General features: G+C 54.7%; 16 protein-coding genes. All 16 read left to right on the forward strand.

The annotated features are described in order from the left end of the window. The first annotated feature begins 173 nt into the window (after positions 1-173). The 16 genes from ACTQ33_RS15105 to ACTQ33_RS15180 all read left to right on the forward strand — a co-directional run bounded on the left by ACTQ33_RS15105 (position 174) and on the right by ACTQ33_RS15180 (position 18803). Positions 174-7151 carry a hypothetical protein gene (locus tag ACTQ33_RS15105; RefSeq protein WP_441465362.1) on the forward strand — a complete coding sequence of 2326 codons (6978 nt, stop codon included), beginning with the start codon at positions 174-176 and terminating at the stop codon, positions 7149-7151. Between the two features lie 24 nt (positions 7152-7175). Continuing rightward, positions 7176-7667 carry a hypothetical protein gene (locus tag ACTQ33_RS15110; RefSeq protein WP_441465363.1) on the forward strand — a complete coding sequence of 164 codons (492 nt, stop codon included), beginning with the start codon at positions 7176-7178 and terminating at the stop codon, positions 7665-7667. A gap of 83 nt (positions 7668-7750) precedes the next feature. Next, on the forward strand, positions 7751-8458 hold the full coding sequence (locus ACTQ33_RS15115) for a hypothetical protein (protein ID WP_441465364.1): 708 nt from the start codon (positions 7751-7753) through the stop codon (positions 8456-8458). Between the two features lie 84 nt (positions 8459-8542). Further along, positions 8543-9235, forward strand: coding sequence for a hypothetical protein (locus ACTQ33_RS15120; RefSeq protein ID WP_441465365.1), 693 nt, complete (start codon positions 8543-8545; stop codon positions 9233-9235). 99 nt (positions 9236-9334) lie between these two features. Continuing rightward, positions 9335-9895 carry a hypothetical protein gene (locus ACTQ33_RS15125; protein WP_441465366.1) on the forward strand — a complete coding sequence of 187 codons (561 nt, stop codon included), beginning with the start codon at positions 9335-9337 and terminating at the stop codon, positions 9893-9895. Between the two features lie 10 nt (positions 9896-9905). Next, a complete protein-coding gene (locus ACTQ33_RS15130) occupies positions 9906-10457 on the forward strand; it encodes a hypothetical protein (protein WP_441465367.1) in 552 nt (183 codons plus the stop codon). Positions 10458-10491: 34 nt separating this feature from the next. Continuing rightward, on the forward strand, positions 10492-12345 hold the full coding sequence (locus ACTQ33_RS15135) for an InlB B-repeat-containing protein (protein WP_441465368.1): 1854 nt from the start codon (positions 10492-10494) through the stop codon (positions 12343-12345). Beyond that, positions 12342-12566, forward strand: a complete 225-nt coding sequence (locus ACTQ33_RS15140) for a hypothetical protein (protein WP_441465369.1) — start codon at positions 12342-12344, stop codon at positions 12564-12566. Before ACTQ33_RS15135 ends, ACTQ33_RS15140 begins: the two co-directional genes overlap by 4 nt. Positions 12567-12568: 2 nt before the next feature. After that, positions 12569-13105 (forward strand): hypothetical protein, encoded by a 537-nt coding sequence (locus tag ACTQ33_RS15145; RefSeq protein WP_441465371.1) that lies wholly within the window; start codon positions 12569-12571, stop codon positions 13103-13105. After that, positions 13095-13667, forward strand: coding sequence for a signal peptidase I (lepB, locus tag ACTQ33_RS15150; protein ID WP_441465372.1), 573 nt, complete (start codon positions 13095-13097; stop codon positions 13665-13667). Before ACTQ33_RS15145 ends, lepB begins: the two co-directional genes overlap by 11 nt. An 18-nt stretch (positions 13668-13685) precedes the next feature. Continuing rightward, on the forward strand, positions 13686-14285 hold the full coding sequence (locus ACTQ33_RS15155; RefSeq protein ID WP_441465373.1) for a hypothetical protein: 600 nt from the start codon (positions 13686-13688) through the stop codon (positions 14283-14285). 4 nt (positions 14286-14289) lie between these two features. Further along, a complete protein-coding gene (locus ACTQ33_RS15160) occupies positions 14290-14502 on the forward strand; it encodes a hypothetical protein (RefSeq protein WP_441465374.1) in 213 nt (70 codons plus the stop codon). A gap of 36 nt (positions 14503-14538) precedes the next feature. After that, the gene (locus tag ACTQ33_RS15165) at positions 14539-15054 is read left to right on the forward strand and encodes a hypothetical protein (protein WP_441465375.1); all 516 of its coding nucleotides are present in this window, start codon (positions 14539-14541) and stop codon (positions 15052-15054) included. Positions 15055-15133: 79 nt separating this feature from the next. Further along, the gene (locus ACTQ33_RS15170) at positions 15134-16795 is read left to right on the forward strand and encodes a methyl-accepting chemotaxis protein (protein WP_441465376.1); all 1662 of its coding nucleotides are present in this window, start codon (positions 15134-15136) and stop codon (positions 16793-16795) included. Positions 16796-17581: 786 nt separating this feature from the next. Beyond that, positions 17582-18004, forward strand: coding sequence for a sigma-70 family RNA polymerase sigma factor (locus ACTQ33_RS15175; protein WP_441465377.1), 423 nt, complete (start codon positions 17582-17584; stop codon positions 18002-18004). A gap of 658 nt (positions 18005-18662) precedes the next feature. Beyond that, positions 18663-18803, forward strand: a complete 141-nt coding sequence (locus ACTQ33_RS15180) for a hypothetical protein (protein ID WP_441465378.1) — start codon at positions 18663-18665, stop codon at positions 18801-18803. Positions 18804-18809: the final 6 nt, after the last annotated feature.

Consider the following 18809-nt stretch of genomic DNA (forward strand, 5'->3'; position numbering starts at 1 on the left):
TAAGGCATCCCCCTTTGTTTGGAGTTTGTTTCTCATCAAAAACATTCTACATCATTCAACGGGGTGATGTCTTCTTTTTGTGCACTTTTTCAGTTTTGCTCATTCATAGTTATGTAAAAGAATGGGGTATTTTTCTAATCAATCAGTTCAATAGTTTACGAGAGGTGAACATTGTGAGGAAAAACAGGAAGTATCTGGCTGCAACAGCGTTGGTACTGGTGGCAGCGCTGGGATGGACAGGCCTGCAACTGGCGTCTGGCCAGGAGGTCTATCATGCGCCGGAGCTGGTGTTGCTGGAGGGGCAGGCAGAGTATGATCTGCTGTCCGGTATCGAGTATGATACCGCCCAATATGAGCTGGCTGTGATGGATCTGGGTGGATTTGATATTGATACGCTCGGCGAATACACCCTACGGTATATGCTGACGCCTCTGAATCAGGATATACAGCCGGAGCAGCCGGAAACTCCGGTCATTCCAGAGGAACCGGGAACGCCGGAGGAGCCAGACGAACCGACGGAGGAGGAGCCGGTAACGCCCGAAGAACCACCGGCAGAGGAACCGGAAACACCGGTAGAGCCGGGTGAACCGGTGACGCCCGAAGAACCGCCGGTAGAAGAACCGGAAACACCGGTAGAGCCGGGCGAACCGGTGACGCCCGAGGAGCCGCCGGTAGAGGAACCGGAGACATCGGTAGAGCCGGAGGAGCCGGTAACACCCGAGGAGCCGCCGGTAGAAGAACCGGAAACATCGGTAGAGCCGGACGAATCGATAACGCCCGAGGAACCAACGACGGAAGAAACGGTAACACCGGACGAACCGGCCACAGATACGCCGGAAGTCTCCGCGGAGTTGCTTTCTCTGGCAAGCAAGAGCAATGAGATTGCTGACCCAGGGGAGACGGCAGACTCGGAAGAAACGACGATACCCGAGGAACCACCGGCAGAGGAGCCGGAGACTCCAGCGGAAGAAGAACCGGTAACGCCGGAGGAACCGCCGGTAGAGGAGCCGGAGACCCCGGCGGAAGAAGAACCCACAAACCCGGAGGAACCACCGGCAGAAGAAGAACCGGAAACCCCGGAGGAACCGCCGGTAGAGGAACCGCAAACGCCGGTAGAACCGGCAGACCCCATTTACTTCACTCGGCAGGTGGTGGTGACGGAGGCCGTTACATATGAGGATGTCCGGCTGGATCAGGGCAGCGAAGACCTGTTGACCGGCATCACCAGTGCAGCCGAGGGCTATCAGATTGCGGTGGTGTCCGACGGCGGCTTTGATCCCAATAGAATTGAAGAATATGAAGTGACCTACAGCCTGCGCCGGGCGGACAACGGCAAGGAGCTGCGGCAATTTACGCGCTATGTTCAAGTGACGCTGCCCGGTGTGGAGTTCACTGCGCCGGAGCTAGTTGCAGATGGCAATTTAATGGAACGGGACTGGCTGGAGGGCATCGAATATGACGAAAGCCGCTACATCCTGACGTTGCTGACGCCGCCGGACCTCACCAGCGCGCAACCCCAGCGGCTGCGCTACAGTCTGACGCTGCGGCCCCAGTTGGAGCAGGAAGTGAGCCTGGAACCGGAAAATCTGGTACTGTTCAGTCAGGAAGTTTCCCTGGACGGTACGGAGGGGACGCCGGAGCAGGACATGACCGAACCGACATCGCCGGAGCAGGACACGACTGCACCGGAACAACCGGAGCAGGATGTGACGGAACCGACAACACCGGAGCAGGACATGGCCACACCAGAACAACCGGAGCAGGATGTGACGGAACCGACAACGCCGGAACAGGACATGACAGAACCGGAGCAGCCGGAAACCGAGGGCACGCTGGCGGCTATCTTTGGCCGAGAAGTAACCATTCTGGCGGAGCATCTGGTGACCATCGATGCCCCGCCCCTGGTGCTGACTATGGAGGAATTGGCAACCATTGATCTGTTGGAGGGCGTGACCGCCACCGACGAAACCGGTAAGGCCGTGGAAGTGACGGTGAAGGACAGTTCAGAACTGGAGGGAACACCCGCCGATACACTCCAAGGCGATATGCCGTCTATGTCCCCGTCTGGGCTGACAGACGAACCCCAGCCCCCGGCCAACGGCGGTCTGGGTATGGGAGAGATTGACGATACTACATCCCTTGAGCCGGGAACGTATACCATCACTCTGGCGGCAGTCCATCCGCTCACCGGCGAAGAGTTCACCGTCCAGCGGACCGTGACCCTGCTGGCGGAAACCGCCGGGGTCAATGCCAGGGTGATTACCGAAGACACTACCATTGATGTTTCAGCAGACCCCACACCCATTCAGATCAATGGCAATATTACGCTGACGCTGACGGGTACCGGTACGATCAATCCGGCCGATGATACCGGCAATGCCATTGATATTGTGACTGGCCACCTAGTTACCATTGTCCTGGCCGACGGGGCCAATGTGACGCTATATGGCAAAGACGCGACCGCCGGCGGTACAATACGGAAGGTTGGAATCGGGGGCGGCGCAGCTCTTCATGTGCCGAATGGCGTTACTCTGTTTCTCAGGGGAACGGGTATGTTGACCGCCATCGGCGGTAATGCGGCGAAAGGTGGAGACCCTGGTGGACGGTGGTCCGGCGGTGCCGGCGGCGGCGGCGCAGGGGCCGCCATTGGCGGCAATGGCAGTGACGGCGGAGTGGGCGGTTATGATGGACACACCTCTGGGTTTGCCTCTCCATCACCGGAGATACCGGGACATGTCATGGTTTCTCAGCAAACGGTTGTCACAGAGCAGCCGGGTGCTGCGGAAACTTACATTAACCAGTCGCGTCCCAATGGTTCCGCTGCCGGTGGTGGCGGCATGGGAGCGAACCAAAATCAGACGACTGCAACTTCTCTAATTGGTGGCAGTGGTGGATATGCCGGTGTAGGTGGCGGCGGCGGTGGCGGTGGGTCTGCCGGTGGAAGCACTGGTAAGGGCAGTTGGGGCGGTGGCGGCTGGAACGGCGGAGCTGCAACCTATAATTATAGTGGACATGGCGGCAATGGCGGCGCATCAGGGAAATTGACGCTTACTTATCAACAGAATATTGTAGTAACCACTACCGATGGCACTACAGCCCAATATGAAAGCATGGCTGAGGCATTTTGGGATATCCAAGCAGCAGTAGACACTGGGAAATCATGGGATTCTTACATTATCTCATTTGGCAAGCCTGCCAGCGGATATACCATGCAAACGGGAGAGTGGAGCCAAATTTCTGAGATATCCAGACTTCCAGGCGGCAGTACCGTGACGATCCGTGCTACGGCAGCAGGTACAACGGCAGCAGGTACCTTGAAGTTGGCAACCAACACACCGCTGGTTTTGCCGCTTCACAGTCATGCAACTTTTACCATAGAAAACATCAAAATTGCGGCTACTGCAGCTTCGGCCATTGCTGCCAACGGCAGCAATCTCACCATGGGCGAGGGTATCACAGTTACCGGCACTTTGGATGTGGTTGGTGGCGGACTGGCCACTGCCAATCCGGAGGGGGATACCTACACCTTCACCGGGGACACTAACCTCACCATCCGCAGCGGCACCTATCGCTATGTGGCGGCAGGCAGTCGGCCCTATGCGAAAGCGTGGGCCGGGACGGTTGCTACTCAGGGCAGCAACCAACTTACACTGGGCGGCGGTACCGGTACAGTGACTGTAACCAATGTATTGGGGTTGAATCTCATCGGAAATGGCACCAACAATATCACCAATTCCCATATCGGATCCTCTACCGTCACCCTCCACAGCGGCGCCACGGTGACCAGTGCGTATGCAGGCAGCAGAGGAGATACTTATAATGGCTATCATACAGACACACAGACCGGCGGAGCCATCACCATCCAAGTGAATACCGGAGCCGCGATCAAAAAGCTGCTGGGTGGTACCGCCTCCACCAAGGCCAATAGCGGACAGTTGGGGCAGGTGGTGTATCAAATCAATGGGACTGCATCCATCCCCACAGTGCAAGATTTTGACCAATTGATTTTGGAGGATAACGCCCATCTGACGGTGACTACCAAACTCCATTATAATGGTTCCGGAAAAGAGGAAACTGCGGCGGGACAAATCGTATTTGGAAAAGATTCTGTGTTGACGCTTCCGGGGGCGGCTGCTGCCAGTCTGACTGCGGGCAGTCTGAAAACGACGGGCGACGGGGCGGTACTGGAGGTCAAGCGGGGCTATCCGCTCAATCTGGTCAGCGCCACGGACAGTACGGGGGGTAAGCTGACGCTGCGCTTCAACCCCAGTACGACCTCCGCCGTCAGTGGAGACAAAGTACTGTATTTTAGCACGCAGAAAAATCTGGCTGATTCGTCCCACTACCTCAGTGGTTTCCCCGGCGGTCCGGAACTGATGCACGATCAGATAACAGGCTATGTCTATGTGGCCACCAATATTGTCACCCTCCAGACCAACAGCGGTACGGCGGTTTACTATCCCAGCGTGGCTGCTGCCATGGAGAAAATTGAAACCACCAACAATGCCAACAACAACTATACCATCACCATCCGCAGGCAGCACTACACCATGACGGAAGCAGATTTAGCGGCTCTTGACACCTTTAACGGCAAGGCCAAAAGCATCACCTTTACCAGTACGTTTGCCCTCACCGCCAACGACATTCTGGAGTCTGGAGAGACTACGGGTAAGACTGTGACCCGCCATATAATTATCGACGGCGACCTGTCGTTCCGCTCCGACACCACCCTGCAAAACATCTATCTGGAGTACCAGGGCCATGACGGCGGCGCAATCACCACCGGCAGCCACAACATCTACGCCAACGGCCACGCCCTGACCATGGGCACCGGTGTGGACACGGGAGCCGGTAACTATCCCACCCTCTACGGCGGCAGCAAAACAGAAGCCGTCAGCGGTACCACCGTTCTGATCGTGCAGAGCGGCCAGTATCAGGACATCTACGGCGGCGGCGAACAGGCCGGGGCGACCGTGGGTGGAACCAGCGTCCGGTACGAGGAATTTGCGGTGCTGCATGGCTCCCTCTACGGCGGCGGCAAGGCCGGTGATGTGACCGGGAACACCAGCGTCACCGTTGCCGGTGGTACCACCGGCGGCAGCGACGATTCCAAGGTGGTGGCCGGCGGCGAAACCGGCGACGTGAGCGGAATGGCTCAACTAGTCGTCAGCGGCGGCACAGCCTCCAAAACCATGGTGCTGGCCGGTGCGGATAACGGCACGGTAGAGAGTGCTTCCATTGAGATTCTGGAGCCCAACAGCGGCGTGGAACCCAGCGCCCCCAGGGCCCATGTCTATGGCGGAGCATACGGCAGCGGCAGTGTAACGGGCGATGTCCATTTAACCATCACCAACGGCACCTATTACGGCACCATTTCCGGCGGCAATCGGGATGGTACCATGCCCGGCGGCAGCAGCACCATTTCGTTCTCCGGCAGCGATTTGAAAATGATGGAGCTGCTGAACTTCGATACGTTAAACCTGGGCTATGACAGCGCCAAGTGCAATCTTTCCGTCACCGGGAAACTGGACAGCAACACCGCTGCCTCCGGTACCTTCAACCGCACCGGCGCGGTGGTATTCAACAACGGCAGCGTCCTCAACCTGACGGGCAGGAACGTCCACACGGTGGGCAGCATCCGCACCATGACGATGAACGGCGCCAGCCACCTGCACATCACCAAAGCCGATGGTGTCAGCTATCCCCTGTACATCAGCCTGGGCAACACCAGCGAGCCGAATTGTACCATCAATGTGGGCATTCCCGACAGCGAATCGGCTCCGGACCTGTCCCGTCCGGCGGAGGGAGACGATCTGCTGATCTTTGCGGACGAATCCCAGGTGGACTTGTCCCAGTATCTCTGCGGCTTGACCCTGCTGGCCCCCGTACAGAATCCGGATATCCCGGCCATTGTGGAGTTGGGCATTGCCGCCGAGGTGCAGGCAAAACTCACCGGCATCACCCATACCAGTCAGGCGGATACCACCACAGCGGGCAGCAACAAAACCCTGTCCTTCCTCTTTACCAACATCAGCGACACGGGAGCGCCGGGACAGGCCCCCACTTCGGCCTATATCGACCGCACGGCAACGGCGGACAGCAGTTGGATTTCCGGTGGAGCCGTACCCGCCGGAGCGTTGGGTGGAGAATTGACGGCCTTTACACCGGTAAGCGGACAGACCGGCCAGTGGACGGGCCAAATTACGCTGGATGTGGAGGCCCTGGATACCAGCAGCCCCCAGTTCTACTATCTCCATGTCCGGGCCCCCGGCTCCAACCGGACCATCATTCTGGATGTGTATGCCCCGGAGGTCAACAAGGATGTGGCGTCCACCACCAATGGACAGGGCGATTATACCTTTACCATCCAGATTCAGGACAAGGCCCCGGCGGGAACCACATCCAACTCGGACAACGAGGACGCACCGGTCTATGAAAACGCCGGTCTTTACCAGGTGGGCTGGTCGCTGACGGCACACGATCCCAATGCGCTGACGAAGCCCATGACCATAGAGGGCGTTCAGACCATCTCCGATGATGATGTGTGGCTGCCCTACGACTGGAGCTTCGAGGTCACGGCGGAACAACTGGCCGGCGCCAATACCGTGGGCGATACCAAGGTGCTCTACCTCTACCTCAAGGACACCCTGGGCAATACCCGCATGATCACCGTGCCTATGAACGAGCACCAGGTGGATGTATCCATCCCAACCCGTGTGGGCATTGTGGCTATGAAAGGCGTGGAGGCGCCCAAGGTCAGCGCGCCCCAGTGCGCCCTCATCAACTACGGCACTCAAACGCTCAATGCCAGTGTGACCCAGGTACGCTTTACCGCCCAGGACAACGAATTGACCCTGGTGGAACGGTCCGGCAGCCCCAACAGCGCGTACGCTTCCAATGAGATCGATCTGCGGATCAAGCCTCTGGCCGGCGAGCAGGGTTACGCCTATTCCCTGGCCAACCTGACTTCTGACGGGGCAGCGCCATTGAAGATGGGGCAGATGGGACCATACTCCGCCGATGGAACGGGGAACCAGATCGGCTTTACCTTTGACGCCCTCTACAATCCCCAGACCATTATGGAGACCACCAAATGGAGTATGTTCTATTTGAGTTACCAGTTTGAAGCAGTAAGCGATTCCATTCCCTGATGAGGCACACGCGAGGTGTTATCCATGAAAAAAAGACATTCCGTTCTCTTGCTTCTGCTGCTGGCGGTGCTGGTGGCGGGAGGGATAGCGGTGTTCTGGGTTCGTGCCTCTCCGTCCATGGACCCGGATGCCCAGCCGAAAACCACCCAGAACAGGACGCCGGAGGAATGGAGCCAATATTTGCAGGAGCAGGCGGATCAGTCCCAGCTCCGCTTTAAGGTGAATACCGCCATCACCGTGGAACCGGACGGAAGCGCCGACCTGCTGCTGGAAAATGCCGCGGAAAACGGGACGGATTTGCAGGCGGTGCTGACCCTGTCCGACGGCGCCATCCTCTATCAGAGCGAGGTTCTCCCGCCAGGGGGACAGGACCTGCTGGTGGAATTGACAGATCTACCGGCCCAGGGCTCCCACACCGGCACGGTGACCATTCAGGCGCTGGATCGAACGACCGGCGCGGTCACCGGCCAGGCGGAAATGGAAGTTACCATCCAGGTGAAGGGGGTGGGGCCTTGAGAGAAACCCTTCCATTTCTGCGGTTTTCCCGTTAACAAATCTGACAAACAAAACAAAATTTTTACATCCAGGAGGAAATACAGATGACCTACAAGAAGAAACTGCTCAGCGCTGTTTTGGCTGCCACGACCGTCATGGGACTGGCCGTCCCCGCCATGGCCGCCGACCCCACTGCAAATGAAATCGAGGCCAACGCCGATACCACCATTGCCATTTTCAACACCACCGTGGACCCCACCAACGTGTCCTTTGAGGTGCCCCTCTATGTGACCCTGGCCGCGGTCACCAATAAGCCCGATGTGGTCGTGCCCGACAACTACGGCATTACAAACACTTCAAACGGCGGGGATGTGCCCAATGGTATCGGCGTCACCGCCATGTCGTTCAGCAAATTGACGGGTAGTACGTTCAACACCACCCAGGACAGCACGGTCGCTTCGTTGACGGACATCCGGCTGAGCATTGGCAATGTGCTGATGCCCGTGATGAATGCGCCCGGCACCAAAGCGGTGGACTTCACCAAAAAGGATAATACAGGGGGCGAAGTCGCCTTCATCACCAGAAACAAACCCACTAAAATTGATGCCGGCAAAACGCTGGAACTGCCCATCAAGGGCCTGGTGCAAAATGCGGCTCGCTCGGATGAGAATGCTGTGGCCCAGTTCAAAGTGACCTATGTTATTTCGGCGCTGAATGCAGCGGGTGACCCCATCGGCGCGATCTATGCCGGTAACGACAGTGAGGCTGCCGGTCTGGGCAAGTGGAACGATATGACTGCAACTTGGGAATAAGCTGAAAAGACAGGCTGCATACAATCTGTGACAGATGTGGCGGCGGGGCAAGGCTGCCCCGCCGCCTGAGAGGAGGGAATGGATATGCTGCACCGGAGAAGCGCCTGCCTGGGCATACTGCTGCCGGCTGTGCTGATGAGCTGTCTGTCCGGGATCGCACACGCGGCCGTTGGCGGCGGCGATCTGGCCTTCCCGGAAAATACCCAACCGGGCCAGACGGCTGTGGGCGTCCAGGTGACCGGCGCCAATGTTGACGTTTTGAGCTACGAGGTGCCGCTCTATGTGACGCTGGCGGTGGTGGATCATGGCGGGCAAACCGAGGTGATTTGCCCCGATGCGGACGCCTATTATATTGAAAATACCTCGCCCACCCGGCCCGACGGACAGGAAACCGCCGTGGCTGTGACGGAGGTGACGGTGTCTACGGTGCCCGGCGGCACCTGGGATCTGGTGGAGGGTACGCCGGATGCGGCCGGGGAACTGGCGCTGACCATTGGAGGACTGGCGCTGCCGGCTGTGGAAGCCGGTACGGGAACCTCCTTCACAGTGGAAATTGCCCAGTCCGCGGACTCGGTATTTTATGCGGACACGGCGTATGTAGAGCTGACGGGAAGCAACCGGCAGTTGTCGCTGCCCATTGCAGGCGAGGCTGTGGCGCTGGACGCCGAAAGCAAGCCGGCGGCCCAATTCAAGCTGCGCTACACCGTGAGTTTGCTGGATGCCGATGGCGATCCCATTGGCGTTTTTGTGGAGAATCCCACACGCACCCAACCGTAACGCCCCAACCGGCCTTCGCCGGTTCTGGGCAGGGGGTACCCGCAGCCCCCCGCCCAGAACCGATGAATGGCAAGAGAACGACAAGGAGGATATCACCATATGGAACGCAGTGCGCTGGAGGAACTGGAACAGTCGCTGAAAACGAAAAAAAAGAAACGCAAACGGTCGCTGCTGCTGTTGCTGCTGCTGTTGCTGCTCATTGCAGGCGGCATTGTGGCATGGCGGTTCTGGCCCCAGCCAAAGAGCCAGTATGAGCTGGATGCCGACGCGCTGGCAGGTTTTCTCTCTACCCATACCCAGGAGGAAATTGAGGAAGAACTGAACCGCATCATTGACAAGGGCCGGTTCAATATTTCCATCAACCCCACCGTTACCGTACAACCGGACGGCATGGCCAATTTTATGATTGAAAACGTGCCGGCCAATCACTACTGGATGCAGGTGACAATCTATTACCAGGACACCGACGGAACAGAACGGGAGCTGTACCGTTCCGGCATGATCCAACAGGGATATTTTATTGAGGACGCGGAAATCACAGGGGATATGCCGTCTCCCGGTACATACAATGCCCGTGCCGTATTCCGTGCCGTACAGCCGGAAAGCGATGAGGAGATCGGCCAGAGCGTGGCCACCATGGTCGTTCAGGTGCTGGAGTAAGGAGACGGTCATGACAGAATTGGAAAAACAACAGTTGGAGCAGCTCACCCCCAAACGGCGTCGGAAGTGGCCCATCATTGTAGTGACGGTCATCGTCATTGTGGTGGTGGTTCTTTTGCTGCTGCTGCGTTCCTGCACGCCGCAGCAGGAGCAAATGACGTTGGAACGGGAACTGGCGGCGGAGCTGGGTTTGCTGCCCGGCATGACCGAGGCGGAGATCCAGGACCGGCTCAACCGTACCGTCGCGGACTCTATGATGAATGTCTCCATCAATCCGACTCCGGTGTTCCCCAGCGGCACGGAGGCGGGAAACCTGCGCATTGAAAATATCCCAGGCAACAGTTGTTCCTTTACGGTGACGTTGGTGCGCAGCGATACCGGGGAAACGATTTTGACCACAGGCGTCATCGATCCGGGGTATTTTGTGGAAAACATGGCGCTGGATACGCCGCTGCCCAAGGGGGAATATGCCTGTGTGGCCGTATTTACCGCCTATGATACAGAGACGCTGGAGGAACTGGGCCAGGCGGGAACAACGCTGCTGCTCACGGTAGCGAGTTGAGCGGTGACAGCAGATCAGAAAGGGGTGGAACGATATGCACAAACGCTGGGCCGCGCTGTGTCTGCTGCTGCTGACGCTGTGGACGCTGCTGCCGAAGGCGCAGGCTGCCGGCAGCGCGGATGGAATGTTGTCCAATCTGACCGGCAGCAGTACCATCGGCATCGAGACCATTGGCCCGACTCCGCCGTCGGACTGGTATTACTTTACCGTCACGGTGCGGGATGAGGGCGGAAACCCGCTGGCCGGTGTGGTGATTCGGCTGTATCCGGTGCTGTCGGACGGCTCCCTGGGAGCGGCCATTACCGGCATGGATGGCCAGTATATGACAGACAGTAACGGGCAACAGAAATTCCAGCTGCCGCCGCCGGGCGGCGTGTATCAGATTCAGACCGAACATACGGGATATCAGCATTATACCAGCGTGCAATTTCAGGTTTCCTCCGACGGCGCTGTGGTCGTGACCTTGAAAAAGCAGCAAGCCGCGCCGGAGGAGCAGGTATTTACAGTCTCCTATGAGGCTGGGAGCGGCGGCAGCTTATCGGGCGGCGCAGCCAGTGAGCAGGTCGCCAATGGCAAAACGCCCAGCCATGTGCCCACCCCCGTGCCGGCTTCTGGATACCGGTTTCTCTACTGGATGGACCAGGATAACTGGATCGTACAAAACCCGTCCAAGCTGCGGATTACCCAGGACACCAGGCTGAGAGCCTGTTTTGAAAAAGAGCAATCGACAGAGCAGCAGAGTTATACGGTGTACTACCGGGCCAGAACCGGCGGCTCCCTGATCGGGCGCTCCAGCGAGACGGTGGCACGGGGAAGCAGTCCCAAGTATGTGCCGAGCATTCAGGCCGACAGCGGCTGGAAGTTTATTGGATGGGAGAATCAGTATGGCAAGATCGTAACGGACCCATCCAGACTGTCTGTTGTGGAAACCACCTGGCTGTATGCCTGCTTTGAACAGATCAACCGCACCTATACGGTTTATTACCGGGCCGATACCGGCGGCAGGCTGGTGGGCGTGAGTCAGGAAACGGTGGCGGAAGGGTCCAGCCCGAAATCGGTGCCCACACCGGTGGCCCTGGCTGGGTATGAATTTTCCGGCTGGGTGGATCAATACGGCAATCCTGTGGTGGCGCCCGGCTGGCTGGCCATTCGAGCGGATACCTGGCTGTTTGCCAAATTTACACCCATTCTCAAGCCGGAGCAGGAAACCCATACGGTCTATTACTGGGCAGAAACCGGCGGCAGGCTGGTGGGCGGCTGGGACAGCGAAGTGGTGGCCCATGGGCAATCCCCCCAGCATGTTCCCACGCCGTCGGCCCTGGACGGCTACCGGTTTGAGGGGTGGATGGATCAACGGGGCAACTGGGTCAAGAATCCATCCGCACTGGCCATCACAGAGGATACCTGGCTGCGGGCCTGTTTTGCGGAGGAAGTCGTCTTGAATCCAGAGGATGACGAGGAAGTGCAGCCGCCCACACCGTCTGAGCCGCCAGATTCCAACAGCACAACAGGTTCCACAGGCTCCCACAATTCCACAGGATCGGGCCAATCCTCACGGCCGTCTTCCAATGGTGGGGGGACTGTCGCAGACAGCCAGGCAGAAAACCAGAATGTGTTGGAGCTGGAGCCGGATATGGAACTCCCGCAACAGGAACAGGAAGAAGTGTTTGACGTGCCGGTACAGCAGGAGTCCATACCCGAGGCAGAAACCCTGCCGCCGGTATCGGATGTCACGCGGCAGACGCAGTGCCATCTCCATTGGTATATCCTGTTTTGCATTGGTTTGAGCACGGCGGGGGTCCTGGGGCGGTTGTGGTATCTGCATACGGCAAAGCGTGAAGAACCATATGAGACGATGGAATTGCAACAGACGGGAGTACAGGAATGAAAACAGAGAGAAAACAACGTCTTGCCTGGACAGTGGAAGCGCTGGGGCTGCTGGTGTGTATTGGATTGGGCATTTTTTTCCTTCTGCGCCGCCAATGTCAGCTGGATTTGATTCTGGTTCTGGCATGGGGCGCTCTGTTGCTGCTGCTGCTCCCCATGCTCATCAGTGCAGAAAGAAATACGGCCCAGAGAGAAGAAAAAACGGCGAATAGGAGGCAATAGACATGGAGCGCTCATTGGCGGATCTGAAAAGTACAGCATTTGGCGGCTTTGACAAAGAGAGCGTGCTTCGCTATCTGCGGGAGGTGGCGGTGGAACATGACGAAGAAACCGACAGCTTGCAGAAGCAGATCCGGGAACTGCAAAAAGAACTGGAGGCGCTGCGCCAGACAACGGAGCAGCAGGAGGATGGACGAACAAAACTGGATCAGGTGAGCCGGATTGCCGACGCCATTCAGAACCAAAGCAAAACGCTGGAGCGGCTCCTGTCTGAAAATCAACGGCTGCAAACGGAGGTAGACCAGTACCGCGCCCAGGAGAAACGCATCCAGGAGCAGGAAAGATCGGTGCAGGAAGAGGTGGAAGCCATGCGGGCGCAGGCAAGGGATGACTGCGCCCGGCTGAAGCGAAATGCCGCACTGGAGGCCCAGGAACTGGTTCGGTCCATGGAGGGGAAAATCGCCAGCATGGCGGAGTTGTCCCAGGAATTTTCCGCCCTATGCCGCAAGGGAGAGCAGCTGATTCAGCGGTATGGCGGCTGAGACGGTCCAGACGCTGGACCGAGCCTTACGGCAAGTCCGGCGGCGCCGGATCTGGCGGCAGCGTCTGATCCGGTTTGGATGCCTTTTGGTGGTTTTTGCAGCGGCTATGGCGCTGTTTCAATGCTGCCTGGGAGTCCGAATGGTGGATGGCGATTCCATGGAGCCGGCGCTGCACCATGGAGATGTGCTGTTTTTTGCCAATTTTGGATATGAACCGCACTATGGCGACGTGGTTTTGCTGGAGACAGGGGAGGGGCGACTGGCCGTGAAGCGTGTGGTCGGGCTTGCCGGGGACAAGATAGAAGTCACTCCGGATGGACGCCTGACGCGCAATGGACAAGCCGTTGCAGAACCATATGCCGACTATGCCGTCCAGGATAACGGCGCGTGGATTTCCTTTCCCTATGTAGTGCCGGCGGGAACCGTGTTCTGCATGGGGGATCATCGGGCGGTATCGCTGGACAGCCGGATTTGGGGCGGTGTGCCGCGGGAGAGCTTGCGGGGAAAGGTGCTGGCTTCTGTGCGGTTCAGCGGTTCTGCTGAGGGGTTACCATGTAGTTAGACAGAGGAGATGGCCAAAATGGAACAAGAGAAGTTTAAAAATTTGGAAGAGTTTTTTGGAAGAAAAAAACTGGAGTTACCGGAGTTGAAACGGACACTGTTTGGCGGATACCGGCCCAGCAGCGTGCAGCAGTATGTGGAACAGCTGGAAGAACAGACCAGACAGCAGATGCTGGAGTTTGAGAAACAACACGAACTGGACATACAGGCCTTGCGGGAACGCTGTGAGGAACTGGAGCAGCAAACCCAGGAGTACGGCGTCTGCCTGGACCAAATTTCCCAGTCGCTTACCTCGTTGAGCCAGTCGTTTTTGCAGCTTCTGGAGCAGCAGACCCAACGGGATCAGCTGCTGCGAACGTACCAGCGGCAGATTGGCGGATTGGAGGAGGAACCTCTGCCAGCGTCCCGGACAGGGCGGCGGATGGAGGAAGCAGTTCCGACAGATGCCTGCGCCATTACCCCGCTGTTTCAAGAGAAGCGGTTTGGCATGACTGGTCCATGGAACTGGAAAGAGCGGAAACTGGAGCAGGATTCCCGCCCAAAACATTCCAATGACAGCGAAGATAGTATCAGGAATAATCCGGGTCCGGACCGGCCAACGGGATTCGCGGGAGGCTGATGCCATGGAACTGCTGGAATATATGGTGGCCCAAGCCGGGTGCGGATATCTGTCTGCCCTGCGGTTTCTGCCTGTGAGGCAACGTCGGTTTTGTTTTTTGAAGAAAGTAAAACTTGATGCGTTTCCGAAAGAAGAATGGATTGAGGCTGCCAGATATATATGCCAGCAGAAGGTAAACACGGCAGCGGAGGCCAAAACGATTTTAATGCAGCGGTAACATGCTGAAAAGAATGGACTTGAGAGGGGTGAACCGATGGAGCAGAAGGCGGTCAATATCCTATTTTATCGGCCCGACCGGGCATTGCTGGAAACCATGCTTTCCAGGGCGGGGGACCGCATGGTGGCCGTGGTGATCCGTTTAGCGTGGCAATTAGGTCTGCGGAGACAGGAAATCCATCAATTAACATGGGAGCAAATCGATTTGGAGGCACCAGTGGTACGGCTGCCGGATCGGGAAATCCCCATTCCAACAGAACTGCAATCGTATCTGGAAAGAATTCAAACCAAACGTCATAAGACAAGGACGGGGGCGGTCGTCCTGACGGACAGGGACGGCCTGTTACCAATAGAGAATCATCTGTCCTATGTAGTGCGGCAATGGATGAACAGCATCGGCCAGCAGCAGGTGCGTTTGTTGGATCTGCGCTATGATTTTATGGAGCAGCAACTGCAAAAACATGATTTGCGTTATGTGTGTCGTGTGGCAGGGATTACAAAATACAGGTTACAACTGCTGTTTTCTGAAATGGTAAATCAATCTGCGAATTAGTTTTGGATGCAGATTCTGTCAACAAGACACATTTTGGAATGGTTATAAAACAATTTTGTTTTTGCAGGGGGTAATTTAGATGGGCAAAAGTATAAAAAAATCAGTGCTGATTAGGATTACAGCATCTATATGCTCAACCCTATTGTGCTGTGTGGTTGTTAATGTGGGAATGACGCAAATAAAAAAAGTTGATTTGGAAAATCAGACGTCAATGGCTTTATTACAAGACATACAGCTTGCGGAAATCGCACATTATAAGTGGTGTAACGGCCTGAGTCAAACCATATATGCGGACAAAGCGTTTACAGGCAGCTCAGATCCAACTACCTGTTCGCTTGGTCAATGGATATATAGTAGTGATAACTTAACAGATGAGACAATCCTATCTCTCAAGAATGAAATAGAGCCGATACATAAAAAACTTCATGAAGATGCGGAAGAAACAATTCGTCTTCTTGCAACAGATCCTGAGCAGGCCAAGCAGTTTTATGAGCAGACTGTTCAAACAACGGTTGAAAACCTGATTGCTAAACTTGACCAAATTATTGAAAAAAGTGAGGGAAACGCAGATGCAAGCGAACAGAAAATGAATAATGTTATAAGTATAGTTTCTGTTTTAGCGACTATCTTCTTTGTATTATCCATTATCTGCTTGATTCTGCTAATCGCTTATGTGATTAAGAATATTATCCTGCCCATTTTAAAGTTAACAGAGGAAAGCAAGCCCATAGCAGATGGTGATTTGAATATTCGTTTTAGCCATCAATCACAGGATGAAATAGGTTGTTTAGTTAACACACTAACAAATTCTATGAGGTTGATTCAAAGCTATATTGCGGATATTACGAGGGTTACGGATGAACTTGCATCCGGTAATCTCGATGTTAAAACATCGGAACATTATGTTGGCGATTTTAATGAAATAGAACATTCAGTCGATAAATTAACAAAATCGCTGTCCTATGCGCTTTCGCAGATTGCTCTTACAAGCGCTAACGTTTCGGATGATGCAGAGCAAATGTCCAACAGTGCGCAAATGCTTGCGCAAGGCGCTGCAACCCAGTCGGAAGCAGTGGAAGAGCTTCGCTTGACACTGGATAGAATGGCAGCAGATGCAAAGGAAAACGCTAAAATGGCCATTTCAGCGCAATGTGATACACAGAAAACAGGTGAGCAGATAGAAAAAAGTGATAAAGATATGGAAGAAATGGTTGCCGCAATGAATGATATCAGTACTGCGGCGAATCGGATCGGTGATATTATTCAAACCATTGAAACCATAGCATTCCAAACGAATATCCTGGCACTGAATGCAGCTGTCGAAGCAGCGAGAGCAGGTATGGCCGGTAAGGGGTTTGCAGTTGTTGCAAGTGAGGTTAGAAACCTTGCATCTCAGTCTGACCATGCAGCTAAGGCAACCAAGGAGCTGATTGAAAACTCTATTGCAGCAGTAAAGCGTGGCAACGTGATCGTTTCGAATGTATCGGATGTACTTAAAAAAACGTTGGAATTTTCCAACAAGTCTGCGGAAGGAATGAATCAAATTACAAAGGCCGTCCAAGGTGAATCAAAGGTTATTGAACGAACTGCGGAACGTATCAATCAGATCGCTGAGGTTGTACACACAAATTCAGCGACAAGTCAGGAAACTGCAGCGGTTAGTGAGCAAATGTTTGCACATTCTCAACAATTACAAAATCATACAGCAGCATTTCATCTTCGCAAAGATATAACAAAATAATAAAATTCAAAGCAGGCTGTCAGTAGAGATAGTGTATCTGTCAAGCAAATGTAGGTACGCAAAAAAATAATTTACAGGAAGCCAAGTCCGATCTTGTACGGAACTGGGCTTTTATAGCCCAAGACTGCTTTCGGATGGCGTTGATTGTGGTATAAGATACGTATTGATCAAGAGGATAGATGTGTCAAGAGTTTTACGCGTTTTTGCTTACTATGAGAGGAAGAAAGTCTACCAGAAAAGGAGGCTCCGCCGACCTCAAGAACTTCCTGTTTACCCTGAGGGTCACAGTTGAATGCAAAGTAAAATGACCAGAACATCCCGGCTCCGAGAATTATGGAATCATCTCAGAGCCGGGATGTTTCTATTGCTGTTAGATTTATGCTTGCTTTATCGTATTAAAAGTTGTTACCCCGGTTGATAAGGGATAAGACCAACGATAGCTCCAGATTGCATAAACGGTTCTTGCGGGGCAGAAATGCTTCTGCCCCGTTGGCTTCATATATTTTTATGTAGAACTCAAAAATATATACGCAGATAGATACGTTATTTACTCTGAGAACAATAAGGAACTCGTTGCAGAACAGTTTCATTCTGCAACGGGCCTTTTTTCGTTTCTGCCATGAATATGGCGGCAAGAGAGGCCGGGAGATGCAGCAAGCATCTTCTGGCCTTTTTGCCCGGTATCGGGAGGAATGGTATGCGCTGGGAGGCGTACATTGCCCGGTATCCCTGACTCCAAGAGTTTGATTTACCCATCAAAATCTTGAAGTTATGGAGGTTTGCCATATGGCAGAGAACAGACAGTACCGAATTTATGTACAGGGGATATTGGTAGAAGTCAGCAAAGAAGTTTACCAGGCTTACTACAGCATAGAACGCCATACCCGCACGTTGGACGAAAAAGATACAAGGAATGGAAGAGTATTATATAGCGACCTTGACACTGAGGAAATGCTTGGGGAGGAGATGATTCACGACCTGTGCGCCAAACATGTTGAGGATGTTGCCATTCATAATATTTTGTGCCAGAAACTATTTCAGTGCTTTGGTATGCTTTGCGCATCTGAGATGGATCTGATTTGGGCGCTGTATTTTGAGGGACTGACGGAACGGGAATACGCGAAGCAGATTGGTATTTCCCAAAAGGGTGTTAACAAGCGCCGGCAAAAGGTATTGAAAAAAATGCGGGCCATGATGGACATAAAATAAAATTTCTGGTTCTCAAGCCCTTTACGAACTCGGCTTAATAGTGAGGGGAGACGATTACAGCTCCTTCGTGTTCCTTGAAAAGTGAATATCCGATTACCTGATTACATTCCTGATGGGGCCCTTGAACGGGGCAAGCGACACTGGAGGATGCGCCAAGACCACCTGTGGATGGACAAGCCAGAAGCATAGCTGTTTTGCCAGTGCTGTCCGACTGGAGCCATTCATCAATGACGGCCAATAAGGTGCCCAGCGGGTCCATCCGTCCACAAAACAGCCTGTGGCAGGCTGTATCGCCATGACGCCATCAGGGACAATGATACTTCTGTCCAGTCCCAGTGCCCCATTTGGGGGATCACGCGAGGAGGGCAGCCGGGAGAGATCCTCGCGGGGGTGAGAGTCCCATGAAGCGGTTGAGCCAGCTGCTGGTTAGGTAATCGCCCAAACATCCGGGGGAGTAGTGTCGAATACGGGTGTACCATTTACATTCACAGATTTACTATCAGAAGCAATGGGGGTCACCTGTCATGTAGTTGCGCTAGCAAGAGCTTCCACAATCAGGTTGGGTGGCCCCTATTTTTGTGATAGTAAAGTTGGATTCCGGAGGAGGCGGTCAGATACTCTGGCCGTATTTTTCGGTACACTGTGCAGGAGGTGGCCTATGAGTAATCTGGACTATTGCGGAATTGTCATTTTGCTGCGCCAACTGGTGAAAGCAGGAAAGTTTAGTAAGAGAGAAGCAACTGAAATTGCGGCACATATCGCCTATAAAACAGGAGTAGATATCATTTTTCCACTCTGATTTTCA

Origin of the sequence: Candidatus Avoscillospira sp. LCP25S3_F1, assembly GCF_052117125.1 — a bacterium.
Classification (GTDB): Bacteria; Bacillota; Clostridia; order Oscillospirales; family Oscillospiraceae; genus Avoscillospira_A.

Coding starts and splice junctions, on each gene's coding strand:
- ACTQ33_RS15140 (WP_441465369.1), top strand. CDS start 12,342: ATGAAAACAGAGAGAAAACAACGTCTTGCCTGGACAGTGGAAGCGCTG.
- lepB (WP_441465372.1), top strand. CDS start 13,095: ATGGCGGCTGAGACGGTCCAGACGCTGGACCGAGCCTTACGGCAAGTC.
- ACTQ33_RS15115 (WP_441465364.1), top strand. CDS start 7,751: ATGACCTACAAGAAGAAACTGCTCAGCGCTGTTTTGGCTGCCACGACC.
- ACTQ33_RS15135 (WP_441465368.1), top strand. CDS start 10,492: ATGCACAAACGCTGGGCCGCGCTGTGTCTGCTGCTGCTGACGCTGTGG.
- ACTQ33_RS15175 (WP_441465377.1), top strand. CDS start 17,582: ATGGCAGAGAACAGACAGTACCGAATTTATGTACAGGGGATATTGGTA.
- ACTQ33_RS15120 (WP_441465365.1), top strand. CDS start 8,543: ATGCTGCACCGGAGAAGCGCCTGCCTGGGCATACTGCTGCCGGCTGTG.
- ACTQ33_RS15110 (WP_441465363.1), top strand. CDS start 7,176: ATGAAAAAAAGACATTCCGTTCTCTTGCTTCTGCTGCTGGCGGTGCTG.
- ACTQ33_RS15180 (WP_441465378.1), top strand. CDS start 18,663: ATGAGTAATCTGGACTATTGCGGAATTGTCATTTTGCTGCGCCAACTG.
- ACTQ33_RS15170 (WP_441465376.1), top strand. CDS start 15,134: ATGGGCAAAAGTATAAAAAAATCAGTGCTGATTAGGATTACAGCATCT.
- ACTQ33_RS15160 (WP_441465374.1), top strand. CDS start 14,290: ATGGAACTGCTGGAATATATGGTGGCCCAAGCCGGGTGCGGATATCTG.
- ACTQ33_RS15155 (WP_441465373.1), top strand. CDS start 13,686: ATGGAACAAGAGAAGTTTAAAAATTTGGAAGAGTTTTTTGGAAGAAAA.
- ACTQ33_RS15130 (WP_441465367.1), top strand. CDS start 9,906: ATGACAGAATTGGAAAAACAACAGTTGGAGCAGCTCACCCCCAAACGG.
- ACTQ33_RS15125 (WP_441465366.1), top strand. CDS start 9,335: ATGGAACGCAGTGCGCTGGAGGAACTGGAACAGTCGCTGAAAACGAAA.
- ACTQ33_RS15165 (WP_441465375.1), top strand. CDS start 14,539: ATGGAGCAGAAGGCGGTCAATATCCTATTTTATCGGCCCGACCGGGCA.
- ACTQ33_RS15145 (WP_441465371.1), top strand. CDS start 12,569: ATGGAGCGCTCATTGGCGGATCTGAAAAGTACAGCATTTGGCGGCTTT.